The sequence below is a fragment of the Nocardioides sp. Root151 genome (assembly GCF_001427925.1).
GTDB lineage: Bacteria > Actinomycetota > Actinomycetes > Propionibacteriales > Nocardioidaceae > Nocardioides.
The window spans coordinates 307,061-320,761 of record NZ_LMGG01000004.1 but is presented as its reverse complement, the minus strand read 5'-3'; the positions used below and the strand labels follow the sequence as shown (position 1 = coordinate 320,761).

The window sequence follows — 13,701 nt, the reverse complement described above, 5'->3', positions numbered from 1 at the left end:
GCGGTGAATCAGGCTCAGGGAGCCAGCCACGCCCCGAAGGGCAGGTTGCGCAGCACGCCGAACACCAGCACCGTGCCCAGGAGCACCGCCACGACGGGAGTGGAGAGCCCCTGCGACGGTCCGGTGACGGGAGCCCCGACCCATGCGTCGCGGACCCAGCGCAGCCAGAGCAGGACGGCCAGCGGGATGCCCAGCACCACGACCAGGTTGCTCGAGAGTGCGCCGACGAGGTCGAAGTTCGTCAGGTCGTTGACCGCGCGCAGGCCGCCACAGCCCGGGCACTGCAGCCCGGTGATGAAGTTGAACGGGCACAGGCCCCAGGATCCGCTGGCGTGCGGGTCACGCAGGTGCAGCGCCAGGGTCGCGGCGCCGAGCCCCGCACCCAGCAGGAGCGGTGGCCGCAGGCGCGTCCCTCGGGACGGGCGGGTCTCAGTGAGCGTCGCCAAGGCCCATCTTCGTCATCACCACGAAGACCACCAGCGCGAGGGGAAGGAACGCCATGCCGATCCAGAAGACGGGCATGCTGATCGGGCTGAGCATGAGACCGACACCGGCGATGACGAAGGCCACCAGGCCGATGATCACCGCGGTCCATGCTGCGGGGGTGTTGCCGTGGTTGTCAGACATGCGTGGCTCCTAGTGCGCGGTGAAATCTGGCGACAGTCTATTCAGTCGGTCAGAGGGTCGGGTCGTGGCCCTCGTCGATGGCCTTCCAGAGCTCGCCGTCGTTGGCCCGCTCGACGTCGACCGGGCCCGACTGGGCGCCCGTGGGCGCGTCGTACCGGCTTCCCATGGCCGGCCACGACGGCACCAGGCGTACGGCGAGCAGGGTGGCCACGACCGAGATGACGATGCCGACACCGGCCGCCCAGAACCAGCCGGTGAAGCCGGCGTCGAGACTGCCGGCCGACTGGCCCGTGCCGGTCTCGGTGAGCTTGTCGGCGAGGTCGTCAGGCAGGGTGCGCCAGCCCTGGATGAAGGTGGCCACCAGTCCGAGTGAGCTGACCAGGCCGAGTACGGCGACCGCGCGGCGGACCCACCCACGGGTGACCAGCAGCACGCCCCAACAGGCGAGGAGCACCAGCCCCAACGCGCCGGCCAGCGGCATGTCGAGGGAAAACTGGTCGGTGGTGGCCACCGGCGCGTCGATGGTGTCCGCGGCATCCGGGACGGCGTACCACGCCTTGGCCCCACCGACCGCGGCCAGCGCGGCGCCGACCAGGCCGAGCAACAGCACCGGCCCGAACGTGGACCGGGGCTTGCGTTCGGTGGGCTCCGTGGGCTCGACGGCGCCGGCAGGCTCCGTGGGCTCCGTGGGGTCAGACATCGGTGGGTCCCAGCCGGTCGGCGTCGAAGCACGTGCGGTCACCGGTGTGGCAGGCTGCCCCGACCTGGTCGACCTTGACCAGCAGCGTGTCGCCGTCACAGTCGAGCCGGACGTCCTTGACCCACTGCACGTGGCCCGAGGTGTCGCCCTTGATCCAGTACTCTTCGCGCGAGCGGCTCCAGTAGGTCGCGCGCCCGGTGGTCAGGGTGCGGGCCAGGGCCTCGTCGTCCATCCAGCCCAGCATCAGCACCTCGCCCGTGTCGTGCTGCTGCACCACGGCAGGGACCAGCCCGTCTGCGGTGCGCTTGAGCCTGGCGGCGATGTCGGGGTCGAGGGTGGTCACAAGGAACCAGCCTATCGGCCGTGCGGTCGGGGATCGTCGGCGCGGCGCCCACCGGACACGGCGGCCGGCGACAGTCCACGCGCCCTCCGGACAGCCGGGGTCAGGCAGTGCTGCCCTGCTGGGCCACCCACGAGGCGTGGAGGCCGGCGTACACGCTGTCGGGGTCCTCGAGCAGGCTCGCGTGTGGCCCGCGCTGCACGATGCGTCCGCGGTCGACGACCACGACCTCGTCGGCGTTCTCGGCGGTGCTCATGCGGTGCGCGATGGTGACCGACGTGCGGCCCTGCATGAGGCGTTCGAGGGCCCGACCGATGCGCATCTCGAGCTGCGGGTCGACCGCGCTGGTTGCCTCGTCGAGCACCAGCAGGTCGGGGTCGACCAGGTGCGCCCGGAGCAGTGCCACGAGCTGCCGCTCCCCTGCCGACAGCGACTCCCCGCGCTGGCCGACCCGGGTGTCGAGGCCGTGCGGCAGGCCGTCGACCCAGTCGGCCAGGCCGAGCTCGGCGGCGGACGCGAGGATCAGGTCGTCGCTGGCGTCGAGCCGCCCGTAGAGCGCGTTGGCCCGCAACGTGTCGTCGAAGAGGAAGCCCTCCTGGGGAACCAGCACCACCGATCGTCGCAGGGAGTCCTGGCGGATGTTGCGGACGTCGAGGCCGTCGAGCCGGATCTCGCCGGACGCGGGGTCCATCAACCGGGTCAGCAGCTTGGCGAAGGTCGACTTGCCCGATCCGGTCTCGCCCACGATGGCGACGCGGGTGCCGGCCTCGATGTGCATCGAGACGTCGTGGAGCACGGTCGGCCCGCTCGGGTAGGCAAAGCTGACGTTGACCAGCGCGACGTCGATCGGGCCGCGCGGCAGCACCTCGCCCGACTCTCCGGGGTCGACCAGGTCGGCCGGGGTGTCGAGGATGCCGATCACCCGGCGCCACCCGGCGATGGCGTTCTGGGCGTCGGTGAGGATCTGGGTGCCCATCTGCACGGGCGAGACGAACAGCGTGACCAGGAACGCGAAGGCCACGACCTCACCTGCGGTGATGTCGCCGGCGAAGCCGAGCCAGATGCCGATGATGATCACCCCGGCGTTGGCCAGCCCGCCCGACAGGCCGCCGAGCGAGAACGAGAACGCGGTGAAGCCCTGGGCCTTGGTGGCGGCGTCCTGGTTGGCCCGGATCGCGGTGTCGATGCGCTGCTGGGTGCGGGCCTCGACGGCGTACGCCTTGACCACGGCGGCCCCGACCACGGGCTCGGAGACGGCCGAGAGCATGATGCCGACCTGCTGGCGGACCACGCCGTACGCCGCGGAGAGGCGCTGCTGGAAGAACCGCAGCGACATCATCAGCGGGGCGAAGCAGATCCAGACCACGAGGGCCAGCTGCCACGAGTAGAAGACCATGATCACGGTCGCGACGAGGATCTGCCCGAGGCTGACGATCATCATCACCCCGCCGAAGACCAGGAACTGGCTGACCTGGTCGACGTCGCTGGTCACCCGCGAGACGAGGGCGCCGCGGCGCTCGGTGTTCTGGGTGAGCAGCGGCAGGTCGTGGACGTGGCGGAACGCCTTGATCCGCAGCGTGGCAAGGCCGCTCTCCGCGGCCCGGAACAGGCGGGCGGTCATGAGATAGGACGCCCCGCTGGTCAGGACGATCGCACCGGCGGCGATCAGGCCCATGCGGAGCATGAAGCCGGTGTCGGGCCCGTCGGGTCCGTTGAGCCCGCGGTCGAGGGTCTGCTGGACGACGATCGGGATGACCACCTGGCCGACCGTGGAGAGCACCGCCAGCAACAGGGTGACGCCGAGTCCCTTGCTGAGCTCGGGCGAGAGCTGCATGCCGCGGCGGATGGTCGCGAGGGCCTTGATCTCCTCGCCGCTGTCGACGCTGGTCGTGGTGCTCATGCCGTCTCACCTGCTGCCTGCTGCTCGTAGGCGTTGACGAGCGTGGCGTAGTCGGGGCTCCGCTCGAGCAGCTCCTCGTGGGTGCCGCGCCCCGCGATGCGGCCGTCGGCGAGGTGGAGCACCTCGTCGGCCAGGCCGATGGTGGCCTTGCGGTAGGCCACCACCACGAGCGTGGTGTCGGAGCCGTTCTGTCGCAGTCCGCCGAGGATGCGGGCCTCGACCTCGGGGTCGACGGCGGACGTCGCGTCGTCGAGGACGAGGAGCCGTGGCCTGCGGATCAGGGCCCGGGCCAGTGAGACGCGTTGCCGTTGGCCGCCGGAGAGCGACGTGCCCCGCTCCCCCAGCTCGGTGTCGAGCCCGTGAGACAGGCCGGCCACGAACCCGTCGGCCTGGGCGGTGCGCAGGGAGTCCCAGACCTCGTCGTCGGTGAAGTCGCCGCCGAGGGTGATGTTGCCGCGCACCGTGTCGTCGAACATGAACGCGGTCTGCGGGACGACGGACAGGACCCGTGCCAGCTCGCCCCGGTCGAGGTCGCGCAGGTCGGTGCCGTCGATGCGCACAGCTCCGTCGTCGGGGTCGACCAGCCGGGTGATCAGGTTGGTCAGGGTGCTCTTGCCGGACGCGGTCGCGCCGACCAGTGCCGTCGTACGCCCCGGGGCGACGCCGAACGTGACGTCGCGCAGCAACGGCTGCTCCTCGTCGTAGGCGTAGGCGAGGCGCTCGACCTGCAGGTCGGCGCCGGCGCCGGCCGCCTCGACCGTGGCGGTGCCGTAGGCCATGTCGCCGCGTGCGTCGAGCACGGCCTGGACCCGTTCGTAGCCGACCACGCTGCGCGGGAACTCCCCGAGCAGCCAGCCGATCGAGCGAATCGGGAACGAGACGATGGTCAGCAGGTAGGCGACGGTCACCACGGCACCGGCATCGGTGGACCCGTCGAGCACCCGGGCCACCCCCGTGCCGAGCACCACGAGCACCCCGATGTTGGGCAGGGCGGAGATGGTCGGGTCGAACATCGCGCGGATGCGGCCGGCCTTGATCAGGACGTTGCGCAGCTCGTGGACGCGTTCGGCGAACCGCTCGGTCTCCTCGCCCTCTCGGCCCAGCGTCTTGACCACCATCGCCCCGTCGAAGGACTCGTGCGCGATCTCGCTGACCTCGGCGCGCAACTGCTGGGCGCGCGTCATCAGGGGGGACGAGGTGCGTTGGTAGACCACGTTGGCGACCACCACGACCGGGAAGACCAGCAGCCCGACCAGGGCCAGGACGACGTCGGCGAGCAGCATCTGCACGATGGCGATCACCATCATCGCCACGGTGCCGACCGCCATGGGGAGCGGCGCGATGGGGAACCACGCCGCCTCGACGTCGGAGTTGGCGTTGGAGAGCAGCTGGCCGGTGGGGTGGCGCTGGTGCCACTCCATCGGCAGGTCGAGGTATTGGCGGGTGACCTCACGGCGGGAGTGCGCCTGCATGCGGTACTGCATGATGCCGGCACCCAGGCGTCGCGCGACGATGCCGACCGCGCGCAGGATCGCCACCCCGACGAACAGGCCGAAGACCGCCCAGAGGACGCCGGCGCCGATCTCGCCGTTCTCGAAGGCGGGGATCACCGCGTGCTCGGTCGACCAGCCGAGGACCCAGGCGTCGGCCACCGTGAGCGCGCCGAAGAGCACGCTGCCCAAGGTGGAGACGGTGAAGATCCACGGCTCTCGCCGGATCGCCACACCGAGGACTGCGAAGCCCTCACGCATCGTCGACCGCGGGGCACCCACTCGGCTCACGTCTCCTCGAATCTCTCCACCTGACAGCGAGGCCAACACTAGGACGGGGCACCGACATTCCCACCATGCACAAATCCGGCTGACCGATTCCAGGTCGCGCCGTACGCCGTACGCTCGCGACATGAGCACCCTGGCCCACGCCGAACGCAACCGTCTCTGCGACCTTGCGCTCGAGGTGGGTGCCGAGGCCCCCACGCTCTCCGGTGACTGGACCGTCAAGGACCTCGTCGTCCACATGATCGTGCGGGAGCGCACCCTCGCCTCCCCCGGCATCCTGGTTCCGGCGCTCTCCGGGCTGATCGACCGCGCAACCGAACGCGTCGGCCGCCGTGACTTCACGGACCTGGTCGAGGACCTGCGTCGACCACGCTTCACGTGGGCCGCCCTGCCCGCCGTGGACCGACTGTTCAACACCGCGGAGTACTTCGTGCACCACGAGGACATCCGCCGTGCACAGCCGTCCTGGGTGCCCCGCGAGATGTCCGCCGCCGAGCAGCACAGCCTGTGGCGGGTGGTGACCACCACCGGACGTGGGCTGGTCAGGCCGGCCGGAGTGCCGGTCCTGGTGCGCGACGTACTCACCGGCAGGGAGGCCACGCTGCGGCACGGCAGCGACCCGGTGCTGGTCGTGGGCCAGCCGTCTGAGGTGTTGATGTTGCTGTTCGGCCGTTCCGAGGTCAGCGGTGTGGAGGTCGGCGGGCCCGAGGAGCGGGTACGCCGTTTCCGCTCGGCGTCGCTCGGACTCTGACTGCGGGTGCGCGCGCCGGCTCGCCCACGGGTCGCTCAGCGCACGGGGTGACCGGTCTGCGCGAGCGCGTTCTTCACGTCGGAGATGCGCAGGGTGCCGAAGTGGAAGACCGTGGCAGCCAGTACGGCGTCAGCGCCCGCGTCGACGGCAGGCGCGAAGTGGTCGACGGACCCGGCGCCGCCCGAGGCGATCACCGGGATGCTGACCTCGCGGCGTACGGCCCGGATCAGCTCGAGGTCGAAGCCGTCCTGGGTGCCGTCGGCGTCCATCGCGTTGAGGAGGATCTCGCCGGCGCCGAGGTCGGCCGCGCGGGCCGCCCACTCGATCGCGTCGAGCCCGGCCGACGTGCGGCCGCCGTGCGTGGTGACCTCGAAGCCGGAGTCGGTCTTCGGGGCCCGGCGGGCATCGACCGACAGCACCAGCACCTGGTTGCCGAACCGGTCGGCCACCTCCGCGATCAGCTCGGGACGGTTGATCGCCGCCGTGTTCATCGCGACCTTGTCCGCGCCGGCCCTCAGCAGGCGGTCGACGTCCTCGACGCTCGAGACTCCCCCGCCCACCGTGAGCGGGATGAAGACCTCCTCGGCGGTGCGCGACACGATCTCCATCGTGGTCGCACGCCCCTCGAAGGAGGCGGAGATGTCGAGGAAGGTCAGCTCGTCGGCGCCTTCGGCGTCGTAGGTGCGGGCCAGCTCCACCGGATCTCCGGCGTCACGCAGCTCCTTGAAGTTGATGCCCTTGACCACGCGCCCGGCATCGACGTCCAGGCACGGGATGACGCGTACGGCGAGGGTCACGAGGCGCCCTTGGTGAGGGCGAGGGCTTCCTCGATGGTGAAGCGGCCCTCATAGAGCGCGGTGCCGGCGATGGCGCCCTCGACACCGAGGGGGACGAGCTCCATCAGTGCCCGGATGTCGTCGATGGTGGTCACGCCACCGGACGCGACAACGGGCTTGTCGGTCCGCGCACAGACGTCGCGGAGCAGGTCGAGGTTGGGGCCCTGGAGCATGCCGTCCTTGTTGACGTCGGTGACGACGTAGCGGGCGCAGCCCTCGGCGTCGAGACGAGCGAGGGTCTCGTACAGGTCACCGCCCTCACGAGTCCAGCCGCGCGCCGCGAGGGTGGTGCCGCGTACGTCGAGGCCGATCGCCACGCGGTCGCCGTACTCGGCAATCGCCTTGGCACACCACTCGGGGCTCTCGAGCGCGGCGGTGCCGATGTTGACCCGGCGGCAACCGGCGTCCATCGCCGCCTTGAGCGACTCGTCGTCGCGCATCCCGCCGCTCATCTCCACGTCGATGTCGAGCGTGCCGACGATCGTGGCGAGCAGGTCGCGGTTGTGTCCGTGTCCGAACGCGGCGTCAAGGTCGACGAGGTGGATCCACTCGGCGCCTGCGCTCTGCCAGCGAAGGGCGGCCTCGACCGGGTCGCCGAATCGCTTCTCCGAACCGTCGACGCCTTGCACGAGCTGGACGGCCTGGCCGCCCTTGACGTCCACGGCGGGCAGGAGTTCGAGGTAATCGCTCATGGCGCAAACCCTAATCCGACTCGGCGAGGTCCTTCGCACGCGTCTCGGGGACGGTGCAGATCACGGCCACGCTGACGCCGAGGAGTACGACGACGTACGTCGTGAACGCGCTCGCACCGTAGTGGGTTCCGAACCAGGACTGGAGGTACGGCGCGGTGCCACCGAACAGTGCAACGGCGACGGAATACGGGATGCCGACCCCGACCGTGCGGATGTTCGTCGGGAACATCTCCGCGAACACGGCAGGCAGGATCGCCGCACTGCCGCCGAGCAGCACGAGCGTGACCGACATCGCGACAGCGAGCCGGACTGCACTGTCACCGAGGAAGGCACTGACCGGGAAGGCCGCGAGAGCCAGCGACACAGCGGAGAAGAGCAGCACCGGCTTCCGCCCAATGCGGTCGGACAGGATTCCCCACAGGGGCAGCGAGGCGATGAAGACCACGTTCGCCACCACGCCTGCCCACAACGCGTGGGCCGGGTCGACGCCGAGGTCATGGATGGCGTGCGCGGGCGCCGCAATTCCCCAGACGTAGAAGGTGACGGTGAGGCCGACGGTCAGACCGATCACCTGCAGTGCCTGACGGCGATGACGGATGATCTCGGGCCAGATGCGCACCCGCTCCGTCGTCTCGAACACGTCGGACTCGTGCATGCTGCTGCGCATCACCAGTGCGTACAGGCCGAAGAGTCCGCCGATCGCGAACGGGATCCGCCAACCCCAGGCCACCATCTGGGAGTTGTCGAGTACGCCGACCAGCACCGCGCCGACGATCACCGCGATCACGTTGCCCAACGTCCCCGAGACGTAGATGAGACTGGCCCACAGACCGCGGCGCTCCGCAGGTGCGCACTCGGACAGGTAGGTCTGGGCCGAAGGCATCTCACCACCGTGGGCGAGACCCTGCACGAGGCGGGCCAGCACCAGCAGCACCGAGGCGAGCACGCCCACGGACTCGAAGGTCGGTGAGCACGCAATGACCAGAGAGCCCGCGGCGGCGGCACCCACGGTGACCGACATCGAGAACTTGCGGCCGCGTCGGTCGGCCAGGTAGCCGAAGAGCAGCCCGCCGATGGGGCGCGCGGCGAACCCGACGGCGAACACGATCAAGGTCGCCAGGAACGCCGAGACCGGGTCGCCCGGGTCGAAGAACTGGGTCGCGAAGAACGGCGTGAAGATCGCGAACACGCCCCAGTCGAACCACTCCAGGGCATTGCCCACGCCCGTGCCGAAGAGAGTCTTCCTCCGGCTCTGCGTCGGCGGGGTGGGCGTTTCCGCGATCGTGCCAGGCGTCGGCTTCTCAGCAAGTGCGGTCATGTCGATCTCCGTCGGGCTCAGTTGTGGGTGGCGGGGAGGGCAAGGCGGCGCTGCGCCAGCTCGGCGTACAGGGCGGTGCCGTCGGCGAGCACGGCATCGTCGTACTCCGCGTAGGGGCTGTGGTTGAAGGGCGCGGTGGCGGGGTCGACGCCGACCGGTACGGCGCCCAGGCCCACGAAGCTTCCGGGGACCAGGTCCAGGACCCTGGAGAAGTCCTCGGAGCCGTTGAACGGATGGACCAGGTCCGCGTGCCGCTCACCGCCGAAGAGCTCAGCGATGGTGTGGGCGGCGAAGTCGGTCTCGTCGACGTCGTTGACGGTCAGCGGATACTCCGCGGTGTAGTCGACCATCACGTCCACTCCGTGTGCGGCGGCGATGCCGCGCAGGAGGCGAGGAGCCGCAGCCGCGACCTTGTCGCGTGCCTCGGCCGAGAACGTGCGCACCGTCGCCTCGAACGTCGCGGTGTCAGGGATGACGTTGCGACGGGTGCCGGCGTGCAGGCTGCCGACCGTGACGACGACCGGGTCGAACACGTCGAACTGCCGGGTGACCATGGTCTGCAGGGCCGTGACCATCTCCGCCACCGCGGTCACCGGGTCCTTGGCGAGGTGCGGCGTCGAGCCGTGACCACCCGCGCCGTGCACGGTGACGTGCAGGGCATCCGAGGCTGCCAGCATGGTGCCGCGGCGGGTGACGAACTCGGCGTGCTGCCGGACCGAGGAGAAGACGTGCAGGCCGTACGCTGCTTCGACGGGTCGGCCGGCGGCCTCCATCACGCCCTCGCTGATCATCACGCTCGCGCCGTCCCAGCCCTCCTCCCCCGGCTGGAACATCAGGACGACGTCGCCCACAAGACGTTCGCGGTGTGCGGAGAGGAGCCGGGCTGCCCCGACCAGCATCGAGGTGTGCAGGTCGTGGCCGCAGGCGTGCATGACGCCGTCGACCCGCGAGGCGTAGTCGAGGCCGGTGCGCTCCTGCACCGGCAGGCCGTCCATGTCGGCACGCAGGAGAACCACTGGGCGCTCGTCGGGCGTCGCGACGTCAGCCGTCCCGCGGAGCACCGCGGTGACCGAGGTGGTGTCCGTTCCGGTGCTGACCTCGAGCGGCAGGCCGGCGAGTGCACCGAGAACGCGCTCCTGCGTGCGTGGCAGGTCGAGACCGACCTCGGGCTCGCGGTGGAGGTCGTGACGCAACTGGCGCAGGTCAGGCGCGAGCCCACGGGCGTCGTCGAGCAGGTTCATCCGGACTCCATGTGATGGGGGTCTCTTGGCGCTCACCAGTGTGCAAAGATGGGCATCCGATGCATGATTTCTCAAGGAATCGTGCAGATTTGCCTGAGATTTGAGAGATTCCGTGCAAGAGCCCGTCCTCGAGGAATCCGACCTCGTCCTCATCCACGCTCTCCAGATCGCGCCACGAGCCACGTGGACCGAGGTCGCGGGTGTGCTCGGGACGACGGCGACCACACTCGCTCAGCGCTGGGACCGACTCCGATCGCGGGGCCTCGCCTGGGTGACGGCGCACCCGTCGGCGCGTGGGGAGACCGTCGGGCTCGGCTTCGTCGAGGTCGACTGCGAACCGGGCGCGACGGACGAGGTCCTGGCCTGGCTCTGCCGCGATCCCCGCGCGGTCACGATCGACCAGTCGGCACGCGGTCGCGACTTCGTCGTGACCGTGATGACGCCCGATCTGCCGTCGCTGACGCATTTCCTGCTCGACGAGCTGGCGCACCGACCCGGAGTCCAACGCCAACGCACCCGTCTCGCGACGGGAGTCCACCGTCAGGGCAACGACTGGCGGCTCGACGCGCTCGCTCCGGGCCAGCGCACGGCGCTGGAGAAGATCGGTCGGGCCACCCGTCCGACCACCGTCACCCCGTTGCCGGCCGGCTCGGGGCCACTCGTCGAGGAGTTGGCGAAGGACGGGAGGGCAACTGCGGCCGAGTTGGCCAGAGTCACCGGTCGCAACCCTGCGACAGTACGTCGCCAACTTGCCAAAGTGATCGCGTCCGGCGCTCTGTCCTTCCGATGCGAGGTGGCCCGCGAGACGTCGTACTGGCCGATCCACTGCGACTGGCTGGCGCGCGTGCCGACGACCGAATGGGACCGCACGCTTGCGGCGCTGGCCACCTTGCCCGAGCTACGACTGTGCGTGACGACGACCGGCGAGACCAACATGCTGATCACCGTGTGGACCCGCTCGCTGACGGATCTCCTGCGCGTGGAGCGACTCGTGAGCGAGAAGCTGCCGTGGCTGAACGTCGTGGAGAGCGTGGTCAACCTCCGCACTCTCAAGCGCATGGGTTGGCTGGTGGGCGAGAACGGCCGGGCAACGGGCGAGGTCGTCGTACCGAGCGCCCTCAGTTCAGAGTGACTGCACCCAGTTGCGCAGCAACTGCGCGCCGGCGTCGCCGGACTTCTCCGGATGGAACTGGGTGGCGCTCAACGGGCCGTTCTCCACGGCGGCGACGAACCGGTCCCCCTGTCCGGGAACCGACCCCGTCTCGGCCCACGTCACGAGGGGCGCGCGGGTGCGATCGTTGGTGACCAGCGACCAGTCGCGGACGCCGTACGAGTGCACGAAGTAGAAGCGCTGGTCCTCGACCCCGGCGAAGAGCGACGTGTCGTCGGGGACGTCGACGGTGTTCCAGCCCATGTGGGGTACGACGGGAGCCTGCAGCCGCTCCACGACACCGGGCCACTCGTCACAGCCTTCGGTCTCGACACCGTGCTCGACACCGCGGGAGAACAGGATCTGCATGCCGACGCAGATGCCGAGCACCGGGCGTCCTCCCGACAGGCGTCGGCCGATCACCTCATGACCCTTGACCGCACGCAGTCCGGCCATGCACGCGGCGTACGCACCGACACCGGGAACCAGGAGCCCGTCGGCGTCCTGGGCAGCCGTGCGATCGGCGGTCAGCGTGACGGAGGCACCGGCGCGCTCGAGCGCACGCACCGCCGACCGGAGGTTCCCTGACCCGTAGTCAAGGACGACGACATTCTTCATGGATCAGAGAGTGCCCTTGGTCGACGGGACCCCGGACTCGCGCGGGTCGAGAGCGATCGCGTCGCGGAACGCGCGAGCGAACGCCTTGAACTGGGTCTCGACGATGTGGTGCGGTTCGCGGCCGGCCAGGACGCGCACGTGCAGGGCGATGTGCGCGTGGAACGACAGGGACTCGAACACGTGACGGGTCAGCGAGCCGAGGTAGAGGTTGCCGGACGGGTTGCCCAGCATCACGTGCTCCTGGCCCTCGGGCTCGCCGGTGTGCACGCAGTAGGGCCGGCCCGACACGTCGACGACCGCCTGCACCAGCGCCTCGTCGAGGGGCACCGTGGCGTCGCCGAAGCGGCGGATGCCGGCCTTGTCGCCGAGAGCCTCACGGATCGCCTGGCCGAGCACGATCGCGGTGTCCTCGACGGTGTGGTGGGAGTCGATGTGCGTGTCTCCGCTGGCGTGCACGACGAGGTCGACCAGGGAGTGCCGCGCGAACGCGGTGAGCATGTGGTCGTAGAAGCCGATGCCCGTGGAGACCTGGCTCTTGCCCGATCCGTCGAGGTCGAGCTCGACGTGGATCTTGGACTCCTTGGTCTCACGGTCGATCCGTGCGGTCCTGCTCATCCCTGGATCTCCTTCATGACCTCGGTCAGTGCGTTCTTGAAAACCGTCATCTCGTCTGCGGTGCCGATCGAGACCCGCAACCAGCCGTCGGGGCCTGTCTCGCGGATCAGCACGCCCTTCTCGAGCAGCGCCTGCCACACCGCGTGCCGGTCGTCGAAGGTGCCGAACAACGCGAAGTTCGCGTCGCTCTCGGCCACCTCGAGGCCCTGCTCGCGGAGCCAGCCTACGGTCTCGTCGCGTTCACGACGCAGCTCGTCGACGCGTCCGAGCAGCTCGGGTGCGTGGCGCAGGGCGGCCAGCGCGGTCGCCTGGGTGACCGCGGAGAGGTGGTACGGCAGGCGCACCACCCGCACCGCGTCGCAGATCTCCGGCGCGGCGGCGAAGTAGCCCAGCCGGGCACCGGCCAACGCGAACGCCTTGCTCATCGTGCGCGACACGACCAGGTTGCGGTGCTCGGGCAGCAGCTCCAGGGCACTCGGGGTGCCCGCGCGACGGAACTCGCCGTACGCCTCGTCGACGACCACGACGCCACAGTGCTCATCATTGGCCGCCGCCTCACACAGGAGCGAGACCGCCTCGGGCGGCAACGCCGTACCGGTCGGGTTGTTCGGCGACGGCAGGAGTACGACGTGGGGCCGGTGCTCGAGCACCAGGTCACGCGCGGCGTCGAGGTCGAGGGAGAAGTCGGTCTCGCGGCGCCCGACCACCCAGCCGGTCATGGCGTCGCGGGCGTACTCCGGATACATGGAGTACGTCGGGGCGAAGCTCAGCGCCGTACGCCCCGGACCACCGAAGGCCTGCAGGAGCTGGAGCATCACCTCGTTGGACCCGTTGGCCGCCCACACCTGGTCGGGTGTGACGCCCTGCCCACCGTCGGTGTTGAGGTACGCCGCGAGCGCCGTACGCAGCTCGGTGAACTCCCGGTCGGGGTAGCGGTTCAGCGTCGAGGCAGCGGCTGCGACCGACGATGCGATGTCGGCCACGGCCTCCGGCGAAGGACCGTAGGGGTTCTCATTGACGTTGAGCTGGACCGGGACGTCGAGCTGTGGTGCGCCGTACGGCTCGATGCCGCGCAGCTCCTCGCGCAGCGGCGGCCACAGTGACGGCGCGCTCGCGGACTCTCTGGCGCTCATCC

The 13,701-nt window shown here is 70.0% G+C and carries 15 protein-coding genes; 2 read left to right on the top strand and 13 right to left on the bottom strand.

The features are described from left to right. Positions 1-14: 14 nt before the first annotated feature. From ASD66_RS10060 to ASD66_RS10035, 6 genes are all read right to left on the bottom strand, one after another. Positions 15-446: a DUF2752 domain-containing protein gene (locus tag ASD66_RS10060; protein ID WP_056676890.1), complete on the bottom strand. Its 432-nt coding sequence runs from the start codon at positions 444-446 to the stop codon at positions 15-17. Continuing rightward, positions 430-627 carry an HGxxPAAW family protein gene (locus ASD66_RS10055; protein ID WP_056890850.1) on the bottom strand — a complete coding sequence of 66 codons (198 nt, stop codon included), beginning with the start codon at positions 625-627 and terminating at the stop codon, positions 430-432. Before ASD66_RS10055 ends, ASD66_RS10060 begins: the two co-directional genes overlap by 17 nt. Before the next feature lie 49 nt (positions 628-676). Further along, positions 677-1,327, bottom strand: coding sequence for a Trp biosynthesis-associated membrane protein (locus ASD66_RS10050; protein ID WP_056890849.1), 651 nt, complete (start codon positions 1,325-1,327; stop codon positions 677-679). Next, positions 1,320-1,670 carry a phosphoribosyl-AMP cyclohydrolase gene (hisI, locus tag ASD66_RS10045; RefSeq protein WP_156388625.1) on the bottom strand — a complete coding sequence of 117 codons (351 nt, stop codon included), beginning with the start codon at positions 1,668-1,670 and terminating at the stop codon, positions 1,320-1,322. Before hisI ends, ASD66_RS10050 begins: the two co-directional genes overlap by 8 nt. 100 nt (positions 1,671-1,770) lie before the next feature. Further along, on the bottom strand, positions 1,771-3,567 hold the full coding sequence (locus ASD66_RS10040) for an ABC transporter ATP-binding protein (protein ID WP_056890848.1): 1,797 nt from the start codon (positions 3,565-3,567) through the stop codon (positions 1,771-1,773). Then, the gene (locus tag ASD66_RS10035) at positions 3,564-5,348 is read right to left on the bottom strand and encodes an ABC transporter ATP-binding protein (RefSeq protein WP_321163501.1); all 1,785 of its coding nucleotides are present in this window, start codon (positions 5,346-5,348) and stop codon (positions 3,564-3,566) included. Before ASD66_RS10035 ends, ASD66_RS10040 begins: the two co-directional genes overlap by 4 nt. Before the next feature lie 121 nt (positions 5,349-5,469). Here ASD66_RS10035 and ASD66_RS10030 point away from each other — a divergent pair, with 121 nt between their 5' ends. Beyond that, complete coding sequence (locus ASD66_RS10030) at positions 5,470-6,096, top strand: TIGR03085 family metal-binding protein (RefSeq protein ID WP_056890847.1); 627 nt, start codon at positions 5,470-5,472, stop codon at positions 6,094-6,096. A gap of 35 nt (positions 6,097-6,131) precedes the next feature. On the opposite strand, the gene hisF is transcribed toward ASD66_RS10030, so the two are convergent. Genes hisF through ASD66_RS10010 form a run of 4 tightly spaced genes read right to left on the bottom strand, consistent with a single transcriptional unit; the run spans position 6,132 to position 10,183 of the window. Then, on the bottom strand, positions 6,132-6,893 hold the full coding sequence (gene hisF / locus ASD66_RS10025; protein ID WP_056890846.1) for an imidazole glycerol phosphate synthase subunit HisF: 762 nt from the start codon (positions 6,891-6,893) through the stop codon (positions 6,132-6,134). After that, positions 6,890-7,624 (bottom strand): bifunctional 1-(5-phosphoribosyl)-5-((5-phosphoribosylamino)methylideneamino)imidazole-4-carboxamide isomerase/phosphoribosylanthranilate isomerase PriA, encoded by a 735-nt coding sequence (priA, locus tag ASD66_RS10020; protein ID WP_056676871.1) that lies wholly within the window; start codon positions 7,622-7,624, stop codon positions 6,890-6,892. The genes hisF and priA overlap by 4 nt, the downstream gene beginning before the upstream one ends. 10 nt (positions 7,625-7,634) lie before the next feature. Further along, positions 7,635-8,942, bottom strand: coding sequence for an MFS transporter (locus tag ASD66_RS10015; protein ID WP_082599432.1), 1,308 nt, complete (start codon positions 8,940-8,942; stop codon positions 7,635-7,637). Positions 8,943-8,959: 17 nt separating this feature from the next. Then, on the bottom strand, positions 8,960-10,183 hold the full coding sequence (locus ASD66_RS10010) for a M20 metallopeptidase family protein (protein ID WP_056890845.1): 1,224 nt from the start codon (positions 10,181-10,183) through the stop codon (positions 8,960-8,962). 112 nt (positions 10,184-10,295) lie between these two features. Between ASD66_RS10010 and ASD66_RS10005 the strand changes: the two genes are divergently transcribed. Continuing rightward, positions 10,296-11,315, top strand: coding sequence for an Lrp/AsnC family transcriptional regulator (locus ASD66_RS10005; RefSeq protein ID WP_056676865.1), 1,020 nt, complete (start codon positions 10,296-10,298; stop codon positions 11,313-11,315). Here ASD66_RS10005 and hisH read toward each other — a convergent pair. From hisH to ASD66_RS09990, 3 genes are read right to left on the bottom strand one after another with little or no spacing between them, the layout of a single operon-like run. Beyond that, a complete protein-coding gene (gene hisH, locus ASD66_RS10000; RefSeq protein WP_056890844.1) occupies positions 11,307-11,951 on the bottom strand; it encodes an imidazole glycerol phosphate synthase subunit HisH in 645 nt (214 codons plus the stop codon). The two genes, ASD66_RS10005 and hisH, sit on opposite strands and share 9 nt — an antisense overlap. 3 nt (positions 11,952-11,954) lie before the next feature. Beyond that, entirely contained in the window at positions 11,955-12,566 is a 612-nt protein-coding gene (hisB, locus tag ASD66_RS09995; RefSeq protein ID WP_056890843.1) for an imidazoleglycerol-phosphate dehydratase HisB, read from the bottom strand. Continuing rightward, positions 12,563-13,699 carry a histidinol-phosphate transaminase gene (locus tag ASD66_RS09990; RefSeq protein ID WP_056676855.1) on the bottom strand — a complete coding sequence of 379 codons (1,137 nt, stop codon included), beginning with the start codon at positions 13,697-13,699 and terminating at the stop codon, positions 12,563-12,565. The genes hisB and ASD66_RS09990 overlap by 4 nt, the downstream gene beginning before the upstream one ends. Positions 13,700-13,701: the final 2 nt, after the last annotated feature.

Bases quoted from the DNA above. Each gene is read 5' to 3' on its own strand.
- ASD66_RS10055 (WP_056890850.1), bottom strand. From the start codon at position 627: ATGTCTGACAACCACGGCAACACCCCCGCAGCATGGACCGCGGTGATC.
- ASD66_RS10050 (WP_056890849.1), bottom strand. From the start codon at position 1,327: ATGTCTGACCCCACGGAGCCCACGGAGCCTGCCGGCGCCGTCGAGCCC.
- ASD66_RS10040 (WP_056890848.1), bottom strand. From the start codon at position 3,567: ATGAGCACCACGACCAGCGTCGACAGCGGCGAGGAGATCAAGGCCCTC.
- ASD66_RS10030 (WP_056890847.1), top strand. From the start codon at position 5,470: ATGAGCACCCTGGCCCACGCCGAACGCAACCGTCTCTGCGACCTTGCG.
- priA (WP_056676871.1), bottom strand. From the start codon at position 7,624: ATGAGCGATTACCTCGAACTCCTGCCCGCCGTGGACGTCAAGGGCGGC.
- ASD66_RS10015 (WP_082599432.1), bottom strand. From the start codon at position 8,942: ATGACCGCACTTGCTGAGAAGCCGACGCCTGGCACGATCGCGGAAACG.
- ASD66_RS10010 (WP_056890845.1), bottom strand. From the start codon at position 10,183: ATGAACCTGCTCGACGACGCCCGTGGGCTCGCGCCTGACCTGCGCCAG.
- hisH (WP_056890844.1), bottom strand. From the start codon at position 11,951: ATGAAGAATGTCGTCGTCCTTGACTACGGGTCAGGGAACCTCCGGTCG.
- hisB (WP_056890843.1), bottom strand. From the start codon at position 12,566: ATGAGCAGGACCGCACGGATCGACCGTGAGACCAAGGAGTCCAAGATC.
- ASD66_RS09990 (WP_056676855.1), bottom strand. From the start codon at position 13,699: ATGAGCGCCAGAGAGTCCGCGAGCGCGCCGTCACTGTGGCCGCCGCTG.